Origin of the sequence: Paenibacillus sp. EZ-K15 (genome assembly GCF_002573715.1) — a bacterium.
Lineage (GTDB): Bacteria > Bacillota > Bacilli > Paenibacillales > Paenibacillaceae > Paenibacillus_AQ.
The window spans coordinates 204,911-223,577 of the sequence record NZ_PDHM01000008.1; the positions used below are offsets into that span (position 1 = coordinate 204,911).

Consider the following 18,667-nt stretch of genomic DNA (forward strand, 5'->3'; position numbering starts at 1 on the left):
ATAAGTATGTTGTTAAGAACCTGAGGTCAGCGTCTCAGGTTCTTGACGCTTTGAAAGGAGAATGTCCCATGTCATCATTTGCAGCACCCACGAATGTACCGGCTTACCTAATCAGCAACTATCTTCCGTTTAATCTGTTTCAAGCACAGCCCTATGGCAATGCCCTGTTCTCCTCTCACTGGCATGATCAGGTTATGGAGATTATCTTCGTCGTAAAAGGTCGGATGCAGCTTTTTATAGAAGGCTATTCGTATGTGGGAGAAGAAGGGGATATAATCTTGATTGAAGAAGGCCAAATTCATGGGGCGTACTTAATGGAGAAGGAAGAAGTTCCGGAATATTATGCGGTTTTAATCAATAAATCCATTCTGTTAACTGCGGAATCGATGCACATCGTTCATGAACCGTTATTGAATGGGAAGCTGTCATTTCCCCGATGTTTACGAGCTGAGGATGATAACTATAATGACTTGAAAGAATTGATTCTAAATATTGCTGCTGAATATAAATCGAAAAAGAGTGGATACGAATTGGTCATCAAATCCTATCTCTATCGGCTTATCGTGACACTGACACGAGTATATGGTTATGAGGTTAGTAACAGTAAAGCGGAAGGAGTAAACCGAAGAAGGATCGAGGAACTTCGTGACGTCATGATGTATGTAGAAGAACATTACGGAGAGCAGTTCACACTGAACGATATTTCGAAGCTCGCTAGGATGAGCCCTTATCATTTCTGTAGGACGTTTAAAAAGATAACCGGACAAACGTTTGTAGAGTATGTTAATCTATGCCGAATTAGAAAAGGGGAGGAGATGATTATGAATTCTAGTTTACCCATTACACAAATTGCTCACCGGGTGGGATTTAATAATATTAACTATTTTAACAGAGTATTTAGAAAATATAGGCTGTGCTCGCCTTCCGAATTCCGTAAACAAGCGGCGCAAGGTTTACATGGATCCACTGAACTCAACTAGTCAAACAACATATCCCCTCCAAGTTCACTTCACTCATCTCTCTTCGCAAGAGATGGTTTGAGTATCTACTTAAAGGGGATCACATCGTTCGTGTATTACTATTTCGTGTTTTCTAGTTGTGTTCTGGCCTCTGCAACTGCTGCTTCGCCTTCTTCTTTCGTAATTCTTAGAAATTCCTGTACATTCATATCGGAATCAGCAAACTTTGCGAGGTCAAGTTTGACAAATTGATCCCATAAGCTTTGTCTGCCACTATGGGTTGCTGGAGTTAGCTTAAACACAGAAGTGACATCTTGCCCAGCATAATTATCTATTCCGGAACCATACTGATCGGCAACCTCGGTAAGCACAGGGCCGGATGCCATCGATTGAGCGATTTTCGTCTGATTCGGAACAGATACATATTCCTTCAACACGCTGAATGCCGCATCTTTATGTTCGCTGGAGCTGGAAATGACCATCGGTGTAGTCCCTAAAACAGGGCCAATCGTTGGTTGATCCGCCCATACAGGCACAGACAGCATCGCTATTTTGTCCTTTAAATATTCTACATCTTCAAACGGATTTCCATGAACGAAGTATGCGGTCCAAGTAACGGTCATTGCAGCTTGTTTTTGCCCGAATAAATCGGCGTTCTTCGCTTCTTCAGATCTTACACCCGGTATACTATAATACTTCTTCATCAGTTCTAAATATTTCGTAAATGCAGGATCTTTCGTAATGAGCACTTCGCCTGTGTCCGGATCTGTCTTATTCACTGCAAGTTCATTGAGCGGTACTGCGGCGCCATCCCCTGTGTTCCCATAGCCGCCGAGTTCAAGTCCGAGATAAGAAACACCATTGCGCTGTCCTGTCATTTTTTTAGCCAAGTCGAATGCCTGGTCCCAAGTCATCGTCTCTGTAGGGTAAGGCACGCCGAATAAATCAAATATCTCCTTATTGTAGAAGAGGGACAGATAGCCTGTTCCATCAGGAATACCGATTAACCTTCCCTCAGAATCTAGTGATCGAATATAGGAGACGAGACTTGGATTTAACGAATGGATATCGAAATCGTGGCTTTTTGCTAATTCATCAAGCGGATATATGACGTCTAAATGTTCTATTTCACTAATCCCATGGTTCGGAAAAATAATATCAGGATTGATTCCGCTTGCAAACAACTCCTGCAGCGACGCGGATTTACACTCACATGCCACCATTTCTATATTTACATTGGGCAGCTTCTCATCAATCTCTTGGAATCGATTATTAAATATTTCTTCTCCCCACGGAAATGCCACAGTTACTGTAACAGGGTCCGTGGGTGTTCCTTCTACTGGCGGCAAGTCTTTCGACGCCTCGGTTACATTGGTTTCTTGGTTCGGTGCCGGGCTCTCTTCTACCGAGCTAACTTCTTTATTGATTGCATCGTGTTCGTTCGTATTTCCACAAGCGATGACAAGGGTGCATAACATCACAAATAGTAAAAGAATGGTCCAGCTTTTCTTTACCAATTTCATGTAGAGACCTCCAATTCATTTGAATGTAAGCGTTTGCCAAGGTGGGTTCCATTCGATGCATAAGTGGAAATCCGGATGCCTTCATTCTATATTGAAAAAGAGATGGAGTCTCTGCATAGCTTTGCGCACTTGTTGGACTATTTTGCTGATTATCAGCCAATATGTGAAGAAGGTGAAATCGTGATGTATGATAAGCTTCCAGTCTTGAATCCAGAGGAAACGATCCCCTTATTGCAGGATCAATTCTATTACCCACCGTATATAACGCTTGCCCATATGTACAAACCTCCAGCGGGTTGGTTTATGATACCTCAACAGATTAGTCAATACCAGCTTCTATATGGAGTCGATGGGAAGGCAGATAATATTATGAATGGCGTTAAGTGTCCGCTTGGAAAAGGGGATATTTACATCATTCGACCCGGTGCTGTTCGTTCATTGCAACCATCTAGAAACGAGCCATACGTGGGAATAACCATTTCATTTCATTTTGGAATGTCAAAGTCACCTATAGAATTCATGTTTGGAAATGACTACATTAGGGGGCGCGATCCAGATGGATCATTACTAGGCAAACTCATCCCCTTAATTCAGGCAATCCAGCAGCATACCTTGTCAAGCAATATGCTTGCGCAAGGACTATTGCTGCAAATATTGCATGATTTGGCTAACCCTGTGGATGGAGCAGCAAAGCTAACCACGAAAATCAATCCGAAAATGGTGAAAATCTGTAATTACATTAAAGAAAATTATAGTATGAGGATTCGTTTAGATACGTTAAGCGAGATGACGGGGCTGAGCAGAAATTATATTATACGGCAATTTCGCAAGTGTTACGGTATGACACCGTCTGATTACCTGGCTATGATTCGTATAGAGAAGGCAAAGCAGCTTGCGCTTGAAACTGATCTTACGATCAGTGAGATTGCGAACCAGGTCGGATATACGGAACTGCATTCATTTAGTCGAATGTTCAAAAAACGAATGGGAATCAGCCTAAGTCAGTTTAATGCAACACTCATATCGTCACTCGATATCGTCTCCCCCCTAGAAGATTAACAGGGGGGATTTTTGTTATAAAAGTGTTACTCTGGGCTAAATACTTCCAAGGGTTTGCCGAGTAAACTATGAATTAGATCGATTTGAAAACGCTTCCGAGGTCTAGTGGAGTTCAAGTTCAATTCAGTATTAGCCTATTAAAATGTAAGAAGTCCGGATCGAATGGCTTTTGGATTCATTTAATTCATTCTTTTCACATCGGTATTATGGATTTGATGAAGTAGGAGGGGTTATGTATGAAAAAAAGTAGTCGGAAAAGTCTAGGCCTGCTGTTAATGATGTGTCTCTTGTTCCTCCTCGTTCTGGGGGCATGTTCATCAGGAGGAGGCGGTGAAGCAGCAAGTGATAAGCCGGATACAACAGAGTCAACAGAGGGAACGAATGCGAATATAGAAGAGCAAGAAGAGAAGCCCAAGCCTGTAGAAGTGAAACAATTCTCGAATGAACCTGTTACGTTAAAGGTAGCAACCCAATGGGGCGAAGAAAATTTCCAGAACAATTTTGTTCAAGATATGAAGGAGCTTGTTCCCCATATTACATTTGAATATGTCGATTGGAATGGAACGGCTGAAGGGATCCAGGAGATTAACAGCTCTGGGACGGTGGTTGACTTACTAACGCCCAACCTTGGGGTGGATGTGCTGCTCGATCTCGATATGGTACAGCCGCTAGATGAGATGGTAGTGGAGTATGGGATCGATTTGAGCACCGTTGACCCTTCGTTCATAGCCCTGATTCGTTCCCAAGACCCTGAAGGACGGTTGATCGGATTGACGGGCAATGGAGGGATTTATGGTCTCTTCTACAATAAAGAAGTATTCGACTTATTCGGTGTTCCTTATCCGAAAGACAACATGACTTGGGATGAAATCATTGACCTTGCTAAGAAAACGACAGGTACCCGTGATGGAAATCAATACGTAGGATTGGAGTTCGGCTCGGATACGGTGGATGCTGCTCTCTTACAACTATCTATAACATTGACAGATCCTGATACCGGGGAATTGTTATTGTCTAAAGATCCGAAGTTTACGAAATATATGGAACTGATGAAAAAAATATATAGTATCCCAGGCATCTACAATCCGGAAGAACCGGATAAGTTTATGCAAAAAACAGCTGCGATGGAAATCAACTGGCATGGTTTCCTGACTTGGTTTGGAGGGGAGACCCCGGAGGAAAGAGCAGAATTCAAGAAAGACATGGACATTCTGCCGGTTCCATCCTGGTCCGACATCCCACAAACGGCTCCAGCGGTTCATACGGCGCCTACCGTAATTAACCCGTATAGCGAGAATAAAGAAGCAGCGCTGCAAGTACTTCAAGCCATTATTTCAATAGAGAATCAAACGAAGGCTACAAGAAAAGGCACGATCCCGGCTGCATCCGATGTGGAAATTCGCAAACAGTTTGGTGCCGACAATCCAGATCATCAAGGCAAAAATGTAATGGCGATGTTCCAAAATCAGTTTGCGCTCCCTCCTGCTAGAGCAAGTGTGTGGGATAAATACGTTGATTTGAATGGGGCTATGCAAAAGTTTGCGACCTCGGACATGAACATCCCAGAGTTTATTCGGGTGCTTGAAGAGGAATCAGCGATCAAGATTAAGGATGCCAAGAATAAAGAGTAAGAGAGTTTCAGACAAAATAGACGTACGGAATAGGAGCGAGTAAAATCATGACAGATATGTTGCATAAGGAAGGCTGGACCCTCGTATTTCATGAAGAATTTGATGGGGAAACGCTCGACCAGACGAAGTTCTCACCCTACGGGTTATCCCATTGGAAGACGTTAGATGAAGCAGAGGCGACCTATCAATTACGTGATAGTTGTATCGTTTTACAACTGCCTGATGAGCATAAGCGCGTATCCGCTATTGTTACGGGGATGCGAGATGGACTACACCGTTACGGTGATGATCTCGGACTAAACCATCATGATCGTGCCTTCATGAACCTTGTGACGAAATATGGTTACTTCGAGGTACGTGCGAAGGTGGCGAAAGGGAGCGGGCTTAATTCAGCTTGGTGGATGATCGGGTTCGAAAATGAGAAGGAGCAAAATGCTGAAATCGACATTTTTGAAATGTTAGGCAAAGATACGCGTTTACTGAATACGACCCTTCATTCATTACGTGATACGAAGTTGAAGTACGCCCATATTCCGTATCGTACAGATGTAGACTTATCTGAAGATTTTCACGTATACGGCTTTGAGTGGGATGAATCCGGTATGAAGTTCTACCTGGATCATGAGCTATATTGGGAAATCGATCAGTCACCGGATTATCCGATGGTTACATTGCTCCAGATTAATGATGGCGATGGGGGATGGATTGGCGACCTGGATCGATCCATTCCGTATCCGAAGGAGTTCCTCGTAGATTATTTAAGGGTGTATAAGCGTGAAGGGATGCCTATGGAGCTCACTCCGCTGGAAGGCAAAGAAGGCAATCTCGCCCGGTTTGCCATTAGCGGTGTAGGTAACGATATTACCTGGGGAGATTTGTATAATGCACAGTCGCATATATGTTATATCAATGACGGCGATTCGAATACCGCTTTAATCAGCAAACCGGAAGAGTCATTACCTCACTATATTTATTTGGATTGGATGGAACCGCAAGCATTTGATACGGTATCGTTAACGACACGAGCTGGATTGAAGCAAGGTCCGACACAGTGGGATATTGAAGTATCTCCAGATGGTGTAACCGATTGGCGTAAAGTGGGGGAGTCAGGGCAGGTCGCATGGAGCCAACGTGAGGATGAGTTAGATACGCACGAAGTCAGGTTTGCCCAAGTAGAGCAGGCTAAGTCGATTCGATTGGTTATTCAAGCCTTCAATGGGAGTCAAGAAGCAGGAACGTATCTTATCCAGGACATAGCTGTCTATTTGAGCACAAAGGCGTAGTGTTGGTGGCCATAGCTCTTTTTTCATGCTTTGAGTAAGGACACTCGTGACTTCAGTCATGAGTGGAATTGCGTTTTTTCCTCCTTAGAATCATCGCAAATGCCCCAGAGTGCTCTGGATAAGTACTCGATGTTGGAGGCGGCTAAAGAAATGGGAATTTTTGTAGAGGCTTGTAAAAAACGAGTTCAGCGAGCGAAGAAGAAGTTGAGAAAAAGTTTTGAAAAAATGGTTTAAACAGCTGACAGCATACAAAAAAAGGCCAAGCGTTCTGGTCCAAAGGAACAACGGAGTAGTACCGTTTCCGCATATCTGAGTGTACGGGCAGCAACACCTTGAACTATAATAAGGGACGTGGCATTCAATGGAAAAATTCAATCGCGAATGAATAGGAGAACAGGATGAACAAACAAAAAATGGCCGTCATCGGCTTAGGGCACATGGGACGGCATATGATTCACCGCTTACTGCCGCAATATACGGAGAAGATCGAGCTAGTCGCCGTTTGCGACAGTGATGAATCCAGTCTGCTCCGGGAAGTCGCAGAAGCAGGGATTGGTCCACGGCTGTACACCGACTATTGCCAGCTGCTGGACGAGGTAACGCTTGACCTGGTGTATATCGCGGTTCCGCCGTCCCTGCATTATGACGTGGCCCGGATCGCATTTGAGAAAGGCATCCATGTCTTCTGCGAGAAGCCGCTGGCGAACAGCCTGACCGAAGCCCGGAGTCTGGTGGAGCTGGCCGAGAAGGCAAATAGGCTCCATGCGGTTCATTTCTCGCTTCCGCTTGACCCGGCCGTTCTGAAGCTGCAGGGATTGCTTGAGGAGCAGGTGATCGGCCAGATCCAAAGCATGGATCTGTACCTGGAGTTTCCGCAGTGGCCCAGGGCCTGGCAGCAGAATCCTTGGATTACGTCAAGACAGCAGGGCGGATATCTTCTGGAGGTTGGCATTCACTGGATCCAGATGATCCAGCAGGTGTTCGGACCGATTACGCATGTGAAGAGCGAGATCGAGTTTCCGCCGGATTCGAATCAGTCCGAAAGCCGTGTCCAGGCCGTTCTCAGATTACATAATGATATCGAGATTCGTCTGTCGGGAACCGACCAACGGGAAGGGGATGAGCGTGTCTCCCTGGTAGTCCACGGTGAGGAAGGAACCTTGGCATTGGAGAACTGGTGCAATCTGTACCGAAGCGGCAAGGATACCCATCTGCAGTCAGTACCTGTGGACGACCTCGTCAGCCCGCTGCCGATCCTGAAGCAAATCATTCAGATTTTACATGGAGAGTCCGGTCTCATTTATGATTTCTACGATGGGTATAACGCTCAGGTTATTTTGGAAGCCCTGCGTAAGTCGGGTGAGGGCTTTACGGATGTAAGGCCTCACTTGATGGGGGACAGACAAGAGGTGGGATTTATTGTAACGCCTTGATGGGCGAATGGCAAAACAAGGGCGCCATCTCAGTTGGCGTCCCTTTGGTGAAGGTATTCAACGCGGTATTATTGCAGGACAAAATTGAGAGAACTCGGATTACCGAAGTCTGATCTTGTAAAACTTGCACGTATGAATGAGTTTAATAGTTTGGAGTAGTGTGGTAGTTATGGGAAAGGCCGTAGAGGGTAAAGTCTACGGCCTATTATTTTGCTTAACCATGTTCTTTAAGACGAAAATGCTCACCATCAATAAAATCGGATTTCGAAGGTGGACGAGACAAACGGTCTGTTCTTTCTAGCTACTGCCGGAACATATCCTTGAAAATTACGGTAAGGGATGAAATTACTAGATTGCATCATGGAGGTTTGAAGTGGCGAGATGTAAAAGATAAATTATATATTGATGAAAGGTAAAGGAGTTTATATAGATGGATAAAATTATGACGGTTAGTCTCGCATTTGATCACAAAGAGGAGGCGACGATCTTAGTAGGTATAAATCCTGAACTTGATTCCTTATCGTATCCCGAAATTGAATTGATGATAGAGGATCGGATCATCTTAAAACATGATGATCATGAAACTATACAAGAAGTTCAATCGATACAGATTTCAACTTCGATGGCAAATAAAAAAAACATAGGTATTTCTATCGGTAAGAATATAACAGCAAAGGATATTCAAGTAGGTTCTGTTGTATATACATTCAAGTGAGTGATTTATGGCCCAATAACCGATGAGATGGGGCTATTTAAAGGCTCTGGGTAGTTACAGGGACTAGAAATAGGTCGCTATCCCATCCGCTGGCGGCCTATTTCTTTTTGTTTGGGTTCAATTCTAAGACAAGCGTTAAAACAGAAAAAGAGGACACCAAGTCTCTAATAGACCTCGTGCCCTCGAAGGGTTGCATCAACTAGACTTTTACCTTTCGTCCGACGGTTTCCTATCCTCTTAGCCCAAGCGGGTTCACTTCAACGTCGTCACATCTACCGTATTGGATAGGACATCAACTTCATTTGGAATAATCCCTTTTTCAAACATATAATCGGCCACCTCTTGCCAACGTTGGCGGACAGTGTCATCAATCGGGTCAAACGGGAATAAAGAGCCTTCTAGTTGTTGACGAGCGACGGGATCGGAGACACCTTGGATATCTTGAATTAATTGGACGGTGTGATCCACGTCTTTGGACAGAAGCGCGGACTCTTCATTCAAGCCTTCGAACACTTCATACACGAGTTCAGGATGCTCCTTCAGGAAGCCATTTCGCACAATATACACCGTATCATTGTCGGATTCGATGTCGCCTGCGGAAATGACCAGCTCTGCATCGAAGTCGACGAGCGCAACGGCCGTAAACGAACCCCATGTCGCCCAAGCGTCGACTTGCCCGCTCTCAAAGGCAGGTCCCGCTTCCGTTGGCGGAAGATAAACGATTTCGACTTCGCTTGCATCGAGTCCGCCTTTCTCTAGCGCTTTGTATAGTAGGTATTCGCCCGTGCCGCCACGGTTTACAGCTATCTTCTTACCTCGAAGGTCGGAAGGACCCTTAATGCCCGCTTCCGGCTTGGCCACAATGCCTTGATTATGAAGATCGCCTTGCTGCTTGGTAAAAATGGTGAATTCCGATGAGCCTCCGACAAGGGCACTGATGGCTGCCGTAATCGAGCCGATCGTAATATCGATGGAATCCGCGTTTAACGCTTCGATCGCTGGAGACATGGCGGCAAAACCGCCGGTTTTTTCAATGCTCGCTCCGGCTGCTTCCAGTCTTTTATAGAGGGGGCCGCCTTCTTCAGATAAACTTAATGGCTGGGCACTGCGCAGTATGCCGAGACGTACGGGTACGGCCTCATCCTCAGCATTGGCTTGTTTCGCTTGACCGGCTTTACCACAAGCCGATAACGTAACTAACAGAAATACTAATAGTAATTGAAAGCTTATTTTTCGCATAGGACACTTCCCTTTTTGCCTGATCATTTAGTGGATGTTGTGAGCCCAAGTGAAGACTTTCTCCTGTTCTTCTTGCTTCGGCGTCGTTACGGCCTGACGGTCAATGCGTAGATGGGGCAGGATGTATTCTCCTACACGGTAAGCTTCTTCAAGCAGCGGAACACCGGAGAAAATAAAGGTTGAAATGCCCGCATCTTGATACTCTTTCAAACGCGCCAGAACGGTTGCCGGACTGCCAACGATCGTTGTACCCGGACCTGGTCTTACCAGACTCATCCCGGCCCACAAATCCGGATAAATTTCAAGCTCCCGAGGGTCTTCAGGAATTTGGCCGTTGTGATTGCGAAGCATGCGCTGCTGTCCCACTGAATCGCTATTTCGAAGGATGGTTTGCATATGTTCCACCGTTTGCCGATCCATTGTCCTGAGCAGCCGATCCGCTTCTTGCCAAGCTTCTTCGTCCGTATCGCGAACGATCAGATATAACCGGATGCCATATCGCATGGTACGGCCTTGCTCGGCAGCTAAAGCTTGAAGATCTTGAATTTTTTCAGCCACTTGCGGAGGCGTTTCTCCCCAGCTCAGGTACGTATCGATATGCTTGGCCGCCGTGAGGTGAGCCGCTTGCGACGATCCGCCGAACCACAGAGGCGGCGTTGGCTTCTGCGTGGAGGTCAGCTGTAAGGCTTTGCCTTCAGCCGTGATATACTTGCCATGGAAATCAAGGCTTTCTCCGGCCACCGCTTGTTTCCATACTTCAATCCATTCATCCGTGTAAGCATAACGTTCATCATGCCCAAGCGTTGAACCATAGGCGCGCATTTGGGCCGTATTTCCGTTCACGATGTTTAATAATACACGTCCTCCGGAAAAATCATCGAAGGTTTGCGTCATTTTCGCGGCCAGCACGGGCGAAATCAACGGTGGATGAACAGCGATCAGAAAACGCATGTTGTTCGTGCTGGAAATGAGGGATGATCCAAGCACCCACGTATCATGCGGACCCGTTGCCAGCAATGCGCCGGTAAACCCTAATTGGTCTACAGCCGAGGCAATCTGCCTTAGGTAAGGCAAATCAATTTTGCGCGCACCATCCGTTGACCATGGGCTCCGGCCATCCGGCGCTGTTAAATACCAATACACCTCAACGTTCTTTTCATTTGCTGCCACTTTATTCTCCTCCAATTTCTACGGGGACAGGTAAAACCGCCTCTGAAACGACTATTTCTTTGGGCAAAACGTGCTGGCGTGCTAAAAGATCGGCAACCCGCTGTTGTTCAGTTATGAATTCTTCCGTAATCGGCTGCAGCCCCCAAGGTCTCCGCCGAAGCGCGGCTTCCCATGAATCCACGGAAGGCCATTGGGCAAGTCTCGGGCAAAAAGCTCCGCCGCTTCGCGCGTATTTTCTTGAATCCATGTATCGGCTTGCTGCAGAGCTTCGACTACGGCCTTGAGCAATTGCGGCCGATTCGTCGCAAACTCTCGGCTGGCAAACCATACGGAACGATGAGAGATATGGGATTCAAGCGGCACCAGCGTACGAATGAGCCCTTTGTTATGCAGCTCCGTAAGCTGCGGATCGTTGCCGACCCAAGCCTCCACGTTTCCGGCCAGCAATGCATTCGCCCCATCATTGCCTATATCAACTCGAACGACATCATCATAAAGAAGGCCTTCCTTATCTAGCGCGGTTGCCAGAAAACTTGTATGCCATGACCCTTCGGAAAGCGCAACACGCAAACCTTTCAATTCCGTAACGGATTGCACCGGCGTTGCTTTGCGAACGACTAAGGCTCCGCTAGCTGTACGTGGATTGGATACTGCAACGTACACAATATCGATATCCGAAGCCTGCGCGGTTAACGGCGGCGTAGACCCTGTACCTCCGAGGTCGATTTCTCCGGAAGCGATCCGCAGAGGCGTCTTCGCTCCATCGGTGTAATCGATCCAGGCAACGGATGCGTTAAGGTCTTTAAGAATCTCTTCTAAAAAGCCCAAGCGGCGCAATACAAATAACGAATGATTATTAGGATGAACGCCGATGGTTACGTCTGCTTTACTTTGAGTCATGTGAGGGACACTCCTTTGGCAATGTTTTGTTCAGCCGCGGCTAACGGTTCTGGAAGAATCCAATCCCATACGTTCACGGGATTCGGGAGGAAACCATGCTCGAACAGGAACCTGCTTTGGGCATCAAGCGCCGTTAAATAATCATCGCGTAGTGCCGGTCGAAGCGAAATATTACGATAAGCGGAGGCTACATATTCGGATGAAGCGCCGGTTTCCTTCGTAACGACCCGAATGAAATCATCGGGATGATCTTTGGACCAATCCGCAGCGCGAAGCAGAGAAGCGAGAATCTGTTCCACGACATGTTCCTGCTCCGTCAACGCCGTATCGACCGTCACGGTTCTGGGCACGCCGTTGTTGACTCGCACTAGCGGATCCGGATGGAACCCAAGTTCGATCACTTCCTTCGCGGCGACCGTACGGGCGGCCTCAAGCCCGGTAGCTCCTTTGACAAAAACGGCATCGATCTCACGTCGCTGCAGCGCCTCGATTTCGGTATTCCACGAATCCCTTCTTCCTTCACGAACCGCTTCAAGATGCACGATGTTGACGTCATCCAGCGTAAGATTCGCCAGCGAGAGCGCATTATGAAAACCGCGAAGCGCTTGAGCAGCTCGAAAATCAATCTCTAAATAACGATGACGAGGAATCCCGATTCGTCTTCCGCGCAAATCGCCAGGCCCCTGAATATCCGAGTCAGGAAGGGTAAGGATGGCTTGATATTCATCGACCCAGCTTAGTCCGATAAGCCGCGTATCGCTCCCGGTTGATCGCGCCCATAAAGCCGGAATGTTTCCTCCTTCCCGCACCAGGAAAGGCAAGGTGTGATTAAAATGCGCATCAGGCAAAGCTTGACGGGTGTCTCTCGTTAGTTCCGCCGCCGTACATCCGGACTTCTCAAGCTCCTGATGAAGCAGCCCTAGGTCAAGAGCCAAACTGGCTGCTGTCGGAACCGGGCAGCGTGTAATGATGATTTCCTTAGCGTTTTTTTGCGGGTTATCGATGTTAGGCATGCTTCAGGGCTCCTTTCTTTTTTTACGATATCAGAAAGTATAAACTTCGGAGGATCTGCTGCCTGATATCGCAAGAAAAACTACCGCTAAACGCGGTCTGTCTTCTTTGAGAGTACGTCGATAGACTTTTTTCTTACGGTTTCACGTCCTGTCATCGCTCGCTTTTGATCCACCTCCTTCAAGAAATGGTTATCCATTAAGCCTTACAAGCGGGCTTATGTTAGAATCTATGACCCTTTCTTTAAGGGATAGGGGAGGTCTTCTGCTTCATTTCGGCTTTCCATTTCGGTTACGCCCATGACCCGTTTAAGGATGTTATCGATGAATGCTGCCACTTCGGCATTTCCCCGTTGACGCGGACGTGAGAAGGGGACAATTCGATCCATCGCGATCCGGCCTTCCTCAATGAGTACTACGCGATCGGCCAAGACGACAGCCTCTTCGACATCGTGGGTAATCAAGACGGTCGTAAATTGCTGCTGCTTCCACAACGATTCGATTAATTGCTGCATTTCGATGCGGGTCAATGCATCCAGCGCTCCTAAAGGTTCATCGAGCAACAATAATTTGGGATGGCTGGCGAGCGCTCTTGCTAAGGCGACTCGTTGTTTCTGACCGCCGGACAGCACGGACGGCCATTCATTGGCCCGAGCACCGAGTCCAACCTGCTCTAAAGCGGCTTCGGCTTTATGACGGTCTTCTTTTCGAAGTCCGATCGCTACATTATCGATGACCTTATTCCAGGGCAACAGCCTGGCGTCTTGAAACATCATCCGAGTTTCGGTATGTACATGATGAACCGGATGGTCATTGATCCATATTCCTCCCGACGTGGATGGTTCCAATCCGGCGATCACGCGCAATAACGTGCTTTTCCCGCAGCCGCTTCGCCCGATGATGGCAATGAACTCTCCTGGCTTCACGTCTAGCTCAATGCCTCGAAGCACAGTCTGTTCGCCAAAGCTTTTCTGTAATCTGGATATACGTAGGTGTACACCATGGGTAGAGGGATTCAGGGTCGACACATCCTTTCAGAGCTTACTTTTGATAATTCGGGTTCCATTGTAAGAACCGCTTCTCTAATAGCTTAGCGATGGAATCGGCCAGCTTTCCAAATAAGGCATAAAGCAAAATGGTAAGCAGAATGATATCGGTTTGCATGTATTCTCTTGCATTCATGGCTAGAAAGCCGATGCCCGAATTCGTAGCAATCGTTTCGGATACGATTAGGGTCAACCACATAATGCCTAATGCATAGCGGAGTCCTACTAGAATGGAAGGCAGTGCGCCAGGCAGAACGATCTTCCAGAAGAGTGAAGCGTAGCGTAGCCCGTATACGTTCCCCATTTCGATCAATCCGTTGTCCACGGAGCGGATGCCGTGCAGGGTATTGATGTAGACCGGGAATACCACGCCGATCGCGACCAAAAATATTTTCGACTCCTCGCCAATGCCAAACCATAGAACGACTAGTGGAATCATCGCCAGATGAGGAACATTGCGTACCATTTGAATCGTTGTATCTAACAATTTTTCAGCGATGGACGACAAGCCGTTCATAAAGCCCAGTACAAGACCGATCCCCCCGCCGATTAAGAAACCTATGAATGCTCTTTGAAAACTGATGGAGATATGTTCAATTAATTCTCCTGACAACAGCAAATCCTTGAAAGAAAATAAAACGTCTTGAGGCAGGGGAAGGATCTTCCTGGATATCACATCGAGATTGGATAATATGGACCACACAACGATTAGTAAGATGGGGAGAACCCAAGGCATGCATTTTCCGATCAACGGATTGGACATGAACTTTCTCATCACTTCAACTTCACCTAGCTTTCAAAAATAGGATGATCAAAAATAAAAGGCCACAACTCCAGCAGAATATCTGCTGAAGCTGTGACCTCCATTTGAATGGTCGGCATCTTAATGTTTAATAATTCCTATAAGTTTAATATGGATTTGATTATACTTCTCGATTTTAGTTTCGTCAACCGGAATTTCGAAAAAGCAAAGATCTGTCCGTACTGAGTTTATTCTCGTAGTTCGGAGAACACAATGCAAGATGTGTATTCGACCAATAGCACTGAATTAACGTAAGTGAATAAAAAGTGAACCATATGAATGCAGAACCCCCCGCTTAAAGCGGGGGTCAGGATTTTTTTTGTTTCCTGAGAAATTATCGCCTGTTTATCGTTTGCACTGAGAATTCTAACTGAAAAATGTCCCGATCACTTTGCTCGGAAAGGACGAAAGTATTTCCGCATTATCGTTCAGTGAGTAGTAAGTTTGCCATGGTACAGTGCAGAAGAGAACTAGTTTGGGAAGATTTTTAGAATTTGCCGGAAATAGAGTGACACCTAAATATTGAGTTTGAATTATTCCAGATTATTAAAAATCATCTCCAAGGTGATGATGAGCCCCACCAACCAGTTGCAATTTTAACAAAAAGGTAATTTCCACCCCCGATACTTGGTAAAAGCGAAGTGTCGATGGTGTGTGGTGTATAACGGTAAAGAGAATAGGTGGCTCTATTATCTACCCAAACATAGTTTTTATATGTAACTCCGCCGGATGTTACAGATTTACCAAAATTAATACTTGTAACAGTGCCATCAGGTAGCTTTATTGGGTATCCAGATGATGGTGATTGGGTATAACGATTTTTAAGAGTTTGTGTCCCACCAGAAATTTGATAATTAAATCCGCCTTTTGATCGATCATCACCAGAATCGGTTGCTCCATAACCCATTGCATAATAAAACCGTCGAGAGCTATAATCAACGGACCCTGGTGTAGCAGAAATTAGAGAAGATTCCTTTTGCAGTGTTGCCAGTATAACCTTGGAATTAACTCCGTTTGTTGTGGCAGCTGAACTAATAGCTGAAGCCGCATTAATGGTATGACCATTAAAATATGGTTTGCCACTCGAATCTAAATAATAGATTAAAACAACATTTTTCAATATTGAGCCTCTGTCCTCAAAAAATTTCTGAATAGCTGATGAGCTCATGGTTGAAGAATTGATAAAATCAGCATCTGTTATTAGAGTATTCATATTAACTCCTGAAATAACTGTGCTTTCATATGCAAAGGGAACTATGGGATTGGGAATAGTATTGTCTTCTGATATATCTAATGGAAGCTCATTTTCACTAACAAGTTTCTTTTCATTTACAAAAGCTGAGTTTGCATATGTTTTAATACTTAGAGAATTAGTTTCTTCGTCAAGCTCATAGATCTGCATTCCGTTATACGAATCTGTTGAAGATATCATTTTGCCGGTTGCATCATACTGGTAATCAACAACATTCCCATCACTATGGAATTCATTAATAATATTCCCGTTTTCATCATACAACATAACGTTCACGTCTCTGCTTGTCAAAACGTATTCCTTGATCTGATTAATAGAGGATAGCTTTTCTTGTTGTGGTACAGCGATTTGATCAGCTGATGCTAGATTTGGCATCAATAGGACTAAGGCAACGACCGATAAAAATAACTTCTTCAAAATCCCAACTCCTTTTGGCTAAATATGGTATAATACTAATACAAATTACATATTCTTCTTTTTTATGGGAAATCCTTCCTTCATTCAAAAAAATTTTATAGGGGTGATTCATATTAACTTAAAAAAAGTTTTGTTATGCGTTGTTCTTGTTGCTTTGATCATAACTTCCTGTTCGTCAAGAAACCAGGATCGAATAGAAGAAGAGTCTGGAAAATTGGATATCGTAAATATTTATATGTACCGTAATGACTCCAGTCGCGTACAACCTGAACTGATCAATGTACAAAGTGATCCTGATTTGCTAAAGACTGCTGCACAATGGGCACAGAGTGGGGAGCCTGAAGAGTTGCCTAATGCCCAAGAAATAAAACAAATGTATGTTTTTCAGTATCAATTTCGTAACGGAGATACCATTCAAGATGTCTATTATATGTACGTTACTGATACGAGCAATGAGCAGTACATGAAGGAATTTGAAGGGAGTCTTAAAAAAGACACAGAAAAATATGATGCTTCAGAGAAAGAACGAATACTAAATTTAATTGGACTTGAGGGCTGGAAAAAGGTCTCAGCCTCAACCTTATTAAATTCGTGATCCTTACGTGGTAATCAGGGCGAATCTTATATGACATGAAATGTGTGGGGACAAGAGTGTCTAATATTATTTTGAACTTTGAACGTTAACGAGCACGGATTAAAAAGAATTGAACAAACTAGATTGGATTCGTTGTGTAGGGAGTTCCGGAAGCTTGATTAAAGGATGTAGACGTCGAGGAGGTTAACTCAAATTAATGGAAGCGACGATTGAAGGACTTCTCCGTATATTGGGAGAGCATCATAAGGAGGCTCACGGCATTCCGGAAGCGGATATTCAGGCCAAGGAACAGAGCCTGGGCTTTCCGTTGCCGACTGTCCTGCGGGATTATTATAAGATTTTGGGACATTCCCCGTATTTCACCCAGGGGTGCAATAATCAATATGAACCGCTACCGATGCAGGAGGTGTTCATTCCCGATGACACTTTTTTTACGACAGACAAGGCATTCCTGGTCTTCTATCAAGTGGAGGAGTCCGTGATCTATTGCGGGATCCGCATTCAGGAGCTGGAACAAGAGGATCCACCGGTCTATCTCTGCGCGTGGAACTCCCCCGACTGGCAGCTGGAAAATCGATCACTTCAACGTTTTCTCGCTGGTAAGGCACTCGTTCAGTTAGGCGTTGAGGATCGGCTTCCGTATTGGGCCATTTTCGATGAGGGCATGTGGAGCTTGTCCGACTATTGCAGATGCATAGGTCTGGAGCGGGAGCATGAGATAGACGAGGGGTCAGAGCTGAATGCATGGAAAATCTATGTGAAGGACGAAGTTCTAATTGTGTTTGAACTCTCCGGATCGGAAGAGGAGGCGGATGACCCGCTGGCCGTATATCTGGCGTCTTTTGAGCAGACTAGTTTGGAGAAGTTGCTGAGGGAGATGGGGAAAGCAACCAACTTGCCTGCATTTCGAACGAATCTGTCAGGGCATTAATGGAATTGGGAGTAAGAAGGAGGCGGACGGATGAAGCAAATCATTAACATATTGCCGGATGTAAAATTCACGGTTACACTTCGCAATTCGTGGGGTGATAAAACGAAGGGATGGTAGAGATGGACTTCAAATTCAGGGGATGGGAGTCTACTAGGATTCTTCCCGGCTATCTTTGGTGCTCACACGTCTTTGAATAACTCGAACTTTTCTGTGTTTACAATACTGGGTAATATTATGGTACAATATGTATATAATAAAGTGAAGTGAGGATGCTGCTAACATCCTCACTCCTAACAACAGCCGCTTTTAAGGGCGGTAGGCAGTTATAGGGACAAGAAATAGGTCGTTATCCCATCTACGGGCGGCCTATTTCTTTTTGTTTTGGTTCAATGCCAAGACAATGGTTACGACCAACCCGACCAGCGTGACAAGCAGCGAACCGAATTGGATCATTAATGTCAGAGCATCCTTAACCTCCACAGGCATCACCTCCCTTCCGGGAGACTAGCCGACCGCCCATATTAGCCATTCTGTTGTTATGGTTAATTATACCATAATGGACGAAGCGCGCCTATTGTATCGCTCTCTCAAGCTTTGTTTTTTATGCTGGCCCATAATTCTTCTGTCCAACCAAGTGTAGTCCATTCATCTAACAAAAAGCTCTCCCTGCAGCTAATCCAACGGATTCCCTATGAAATATGT

At 45.4% G+C, this 18,667-nt stretch carries 17 protein-coding genes; 8 read left to right on the forward strand and 9 right to left on the reverse strand.

Annotated elements, in window-relative coordinates; translation table 11 throughout:
* Window positions 1-68 precede the first annotated feature (68 nt).
* Window positions 69-980 carry an AraC family transcriptional regulator gene (locus CRG97_RS05460; RefSeq protein ID WP_098742110.1) on the forward strand — a complete coding sequence of 304 codons (912 nt, stop codon included), beginning with the start codon at window positions 69-71 and terminating at the stop codon, window positions 978-980.
* A gap of 98 nt (window positions 981-1,078) precedes the next feature.
* On the opposite strand, the gene CRG97_RS05465 is transcribed toward CRG97_RS05460, so the two are convergent.
* Window positions 1,079-2,482, reverse strand: a complete 1,404-nt coding sequence (locus CRG97_RS05465) for an ABC transporter substrate-binding protein (RefSeq protein WP_098742111.1) — start codon at window positions 2,480-2,482, stop codon at window positions 1,079-1,081.
* A gap of 75 nt (window positions 2,483-2,557) precedes the next feature.
* On the opposite strand from CRG97_RS05465, the gene CRG97_RS05470 reads away from it, so the two are divergent.
* The 5 genes from CRG97_RS05470 to CRG97_RS05490 all read left to right on the forward strand — a co-directional run bounded on the left by CRG97_RS05470 (window position 2,558) and on the right by CRG97_RS05490 (window position 8,603).
* On the forward strand, window positions 2,558-3,541 hold the full coding sequence (locus tag CRG97_RS05470; protein WP_098742112.1) for an AraC family transcriptional regulator: 984 nt from the start codon (window positions 2,558-2,560) through the stop codon (window positions 3,539-3,541).
* Between the two features lie 236 nt (window positions 3,542-3,777).
* Window positions 3,778-5,172: an ABC transporter substrate-binding protein gene (locus tag CRG97_RS05475; protein WP_098742113.1), complete on the forward strand. Its 1,395-nt coding sequence runs from the start codon at window positions 3,778-3,780 to the stop codon at window positions 5,170-5,172.
* Between the two features lie 47 nt (window positions 5,173-5,219).
* Entirely contained in the window at window positions 5,220-6,455 is a 1,236-nt protein-coding gene (locus CRG97_RS05480; protein ID WP_098742114.1) for a family 16 glycosylhydrolase, read from the forward strand.
* A gap of 398 nt (window positions 6,456-6,853) precedes the next feature.
* Window positions 6,854-7,888, forward strand: coding sequence for a Gfo/Idh/MocA family protein (locus CRG97_RS05485; RefSeq protein WP_098742115.1), 1,035 nt, complete (start codon window positions 6,854-6,856; stop codon window positions 7,886-7,888).
* Window positions 7,889-8,318: 430 nt separating this feature from the next.
* Window positions 8,319-8,603: a hypothetical protein gene (locus CRG97_RS05490; RefSeq protein ID WP_098742116.1), complete on the forward strand. Its 285-nt coding sequence runs from the start codon at window positions 8,319-8,321 to the stop codon at window positions 8,601-8,603.
* A gap of 252 nt (window positions 8,604-8,855) precedes the next feature.
* Here the strand turns inward: CRG97_RS05490 and CRG97_RS05495 are convergent, their stop codons facing one another.
* The 7 genes from CRG97_RS05495 to CRG97_RS05525 all read right to left on the reverse strand — a co-directional run bounded on the left by CRG97_RS05495 (window position 8,856) and on the right by CRG97_RS05525 (window position 16,439).
* Window positions 8,856-9,842 (reverse strand): ABC transporter substrate-binding protein, encoded by a 987-nt coding sequence (locus CRG97_RS05495; RefSeq protein WP_098742117.1) that lies wholly within the window; start codon window positions 9,840-9,842, stop codon window positions 8,856-8,858.
* A gap of 27 nt (window positions 9,843-9,869) precedes the next feature.
* Entirely contained in the window at window positions 9,870-11,012 is a 1,143-nt protein-coding gene (locus CRG97_RS05500) for an LLM class flavin-dependent oxidoreductase (RefSeq protein WP_098742118.1), read from the reverse strand.
* 111 nt (window positions 11,013-11,123) lie between these two features.
* Window positions 11,124-11,912 carry an ABC transporter substrate-binding protein gene (locus tag CRG97_RS05505; RefSeq protein ID WP_237566301.1) on the reverse strand — a complete coding sequence of 263 codons (789 nt, stop codon included), beginning with the start codon at window positions 11,910-11,912 and terminating at the stop codon, window positions 11,124-11,126.
* Window positions 11,909-12,925 (reverse strand): ABC transporter substrate-binding protein, encoded by a 1,017-nt coding sequence (locus CRG97_RS05510; protein ID WP_098742119.1) that lies wholly within the window; start codon window positions 12,923-12,925, stop codon window positions 11,909-11,911. Before CRG97_RS05510 ends, CRG97_RS05505 begins: the two co-directional genes overlap by 4 nt.
* Window positions 12,926-13,152: 227 nt before the next feature.
* Complete coding sequence (locus CRG97_RS05515) at window positions 13,153-13,950, reverse strand: ATP-binding cassette domain-containing protein (RefSeq protein ID WP_098742120.1); 798 nt, start codon at window positions 13,948-13,950, stop codon at window positions 13,153-13,155.
* Window positions 13,951-13,963: 13 nt separating this feature from the next.
* Complete coding sequence (ssuC, locus tag CRG97_RS05520) at window positions 13,964-14,743, reverse strand: aliphatic sulfonate ABC transporter permease SsuC (RefSeq protein WP_098742121.1); 780 nt, start codon at window positions 14,741-14,743, stop codon at window positions 13,964-13,966.
* A gap of 580 nt (window positions 14,744-15,323) precedes the next feature.
* Window positions 15,324-16,439, reverse strand: a complete 1,116-nt coding sequence (locus CRG97_RS05525; protein WP_098742122.1) for an RHS repeat domain-containing protein — start codon at window positions 16,437-16,439, stop codon at window positions 15,324-15,326.
* A gap of 214 nt (window positions 16,440-16,653) precedes the next feature.
* On the opposite strand from CRG97_RS05525, the gene CRG97_RS05530 reads away from it, so the two are divergent.
* Window positions 16,654-17,034: a hypothetical protein gene (locus CRG97_RS05530; protein WP_098742123.1), complete on the forward strand. Its 381-nt coding sequence runs from the start codon at window positions 16,654-16,656 to the stop codon at window positions 17,032-17,034.
* A 196-nt stretch (window positions 17,035-17,230) separates the two neighbouring features.
* The gene (locus CRG97_RS05535; protein ID WP_098742124.1) at window positions 17,231-17,965 is read left to right on the forward strand and encodes an SMI1/KNR4 family protein; all 735 of its coding nucleotides are present in this window, start codon (window positions 17,231-17,233) and stop codon (window positions 17,963-17,965) included.
* A gap of 366 nt (window positions 17,966-18,331) precedes the next feature.
* Here CRG97_RS05535 and CRG97_RS33525 read toward each other — a convergent pair whose 3' ends face one another.
* Window positions 18,332-18,445 (reverse strand): putative holin-like toxin, encoded by a 114-nt coding sequence (locus CRG97_RS33525; protein WP_237566302.1) that lies wholly within the window; start codon window positions 18,443-18,445, stop codon window positions 18,332-18,334.
* Between the last annotated feature and the right edge of the window lie 222 nt (window positions 18,446-18,667).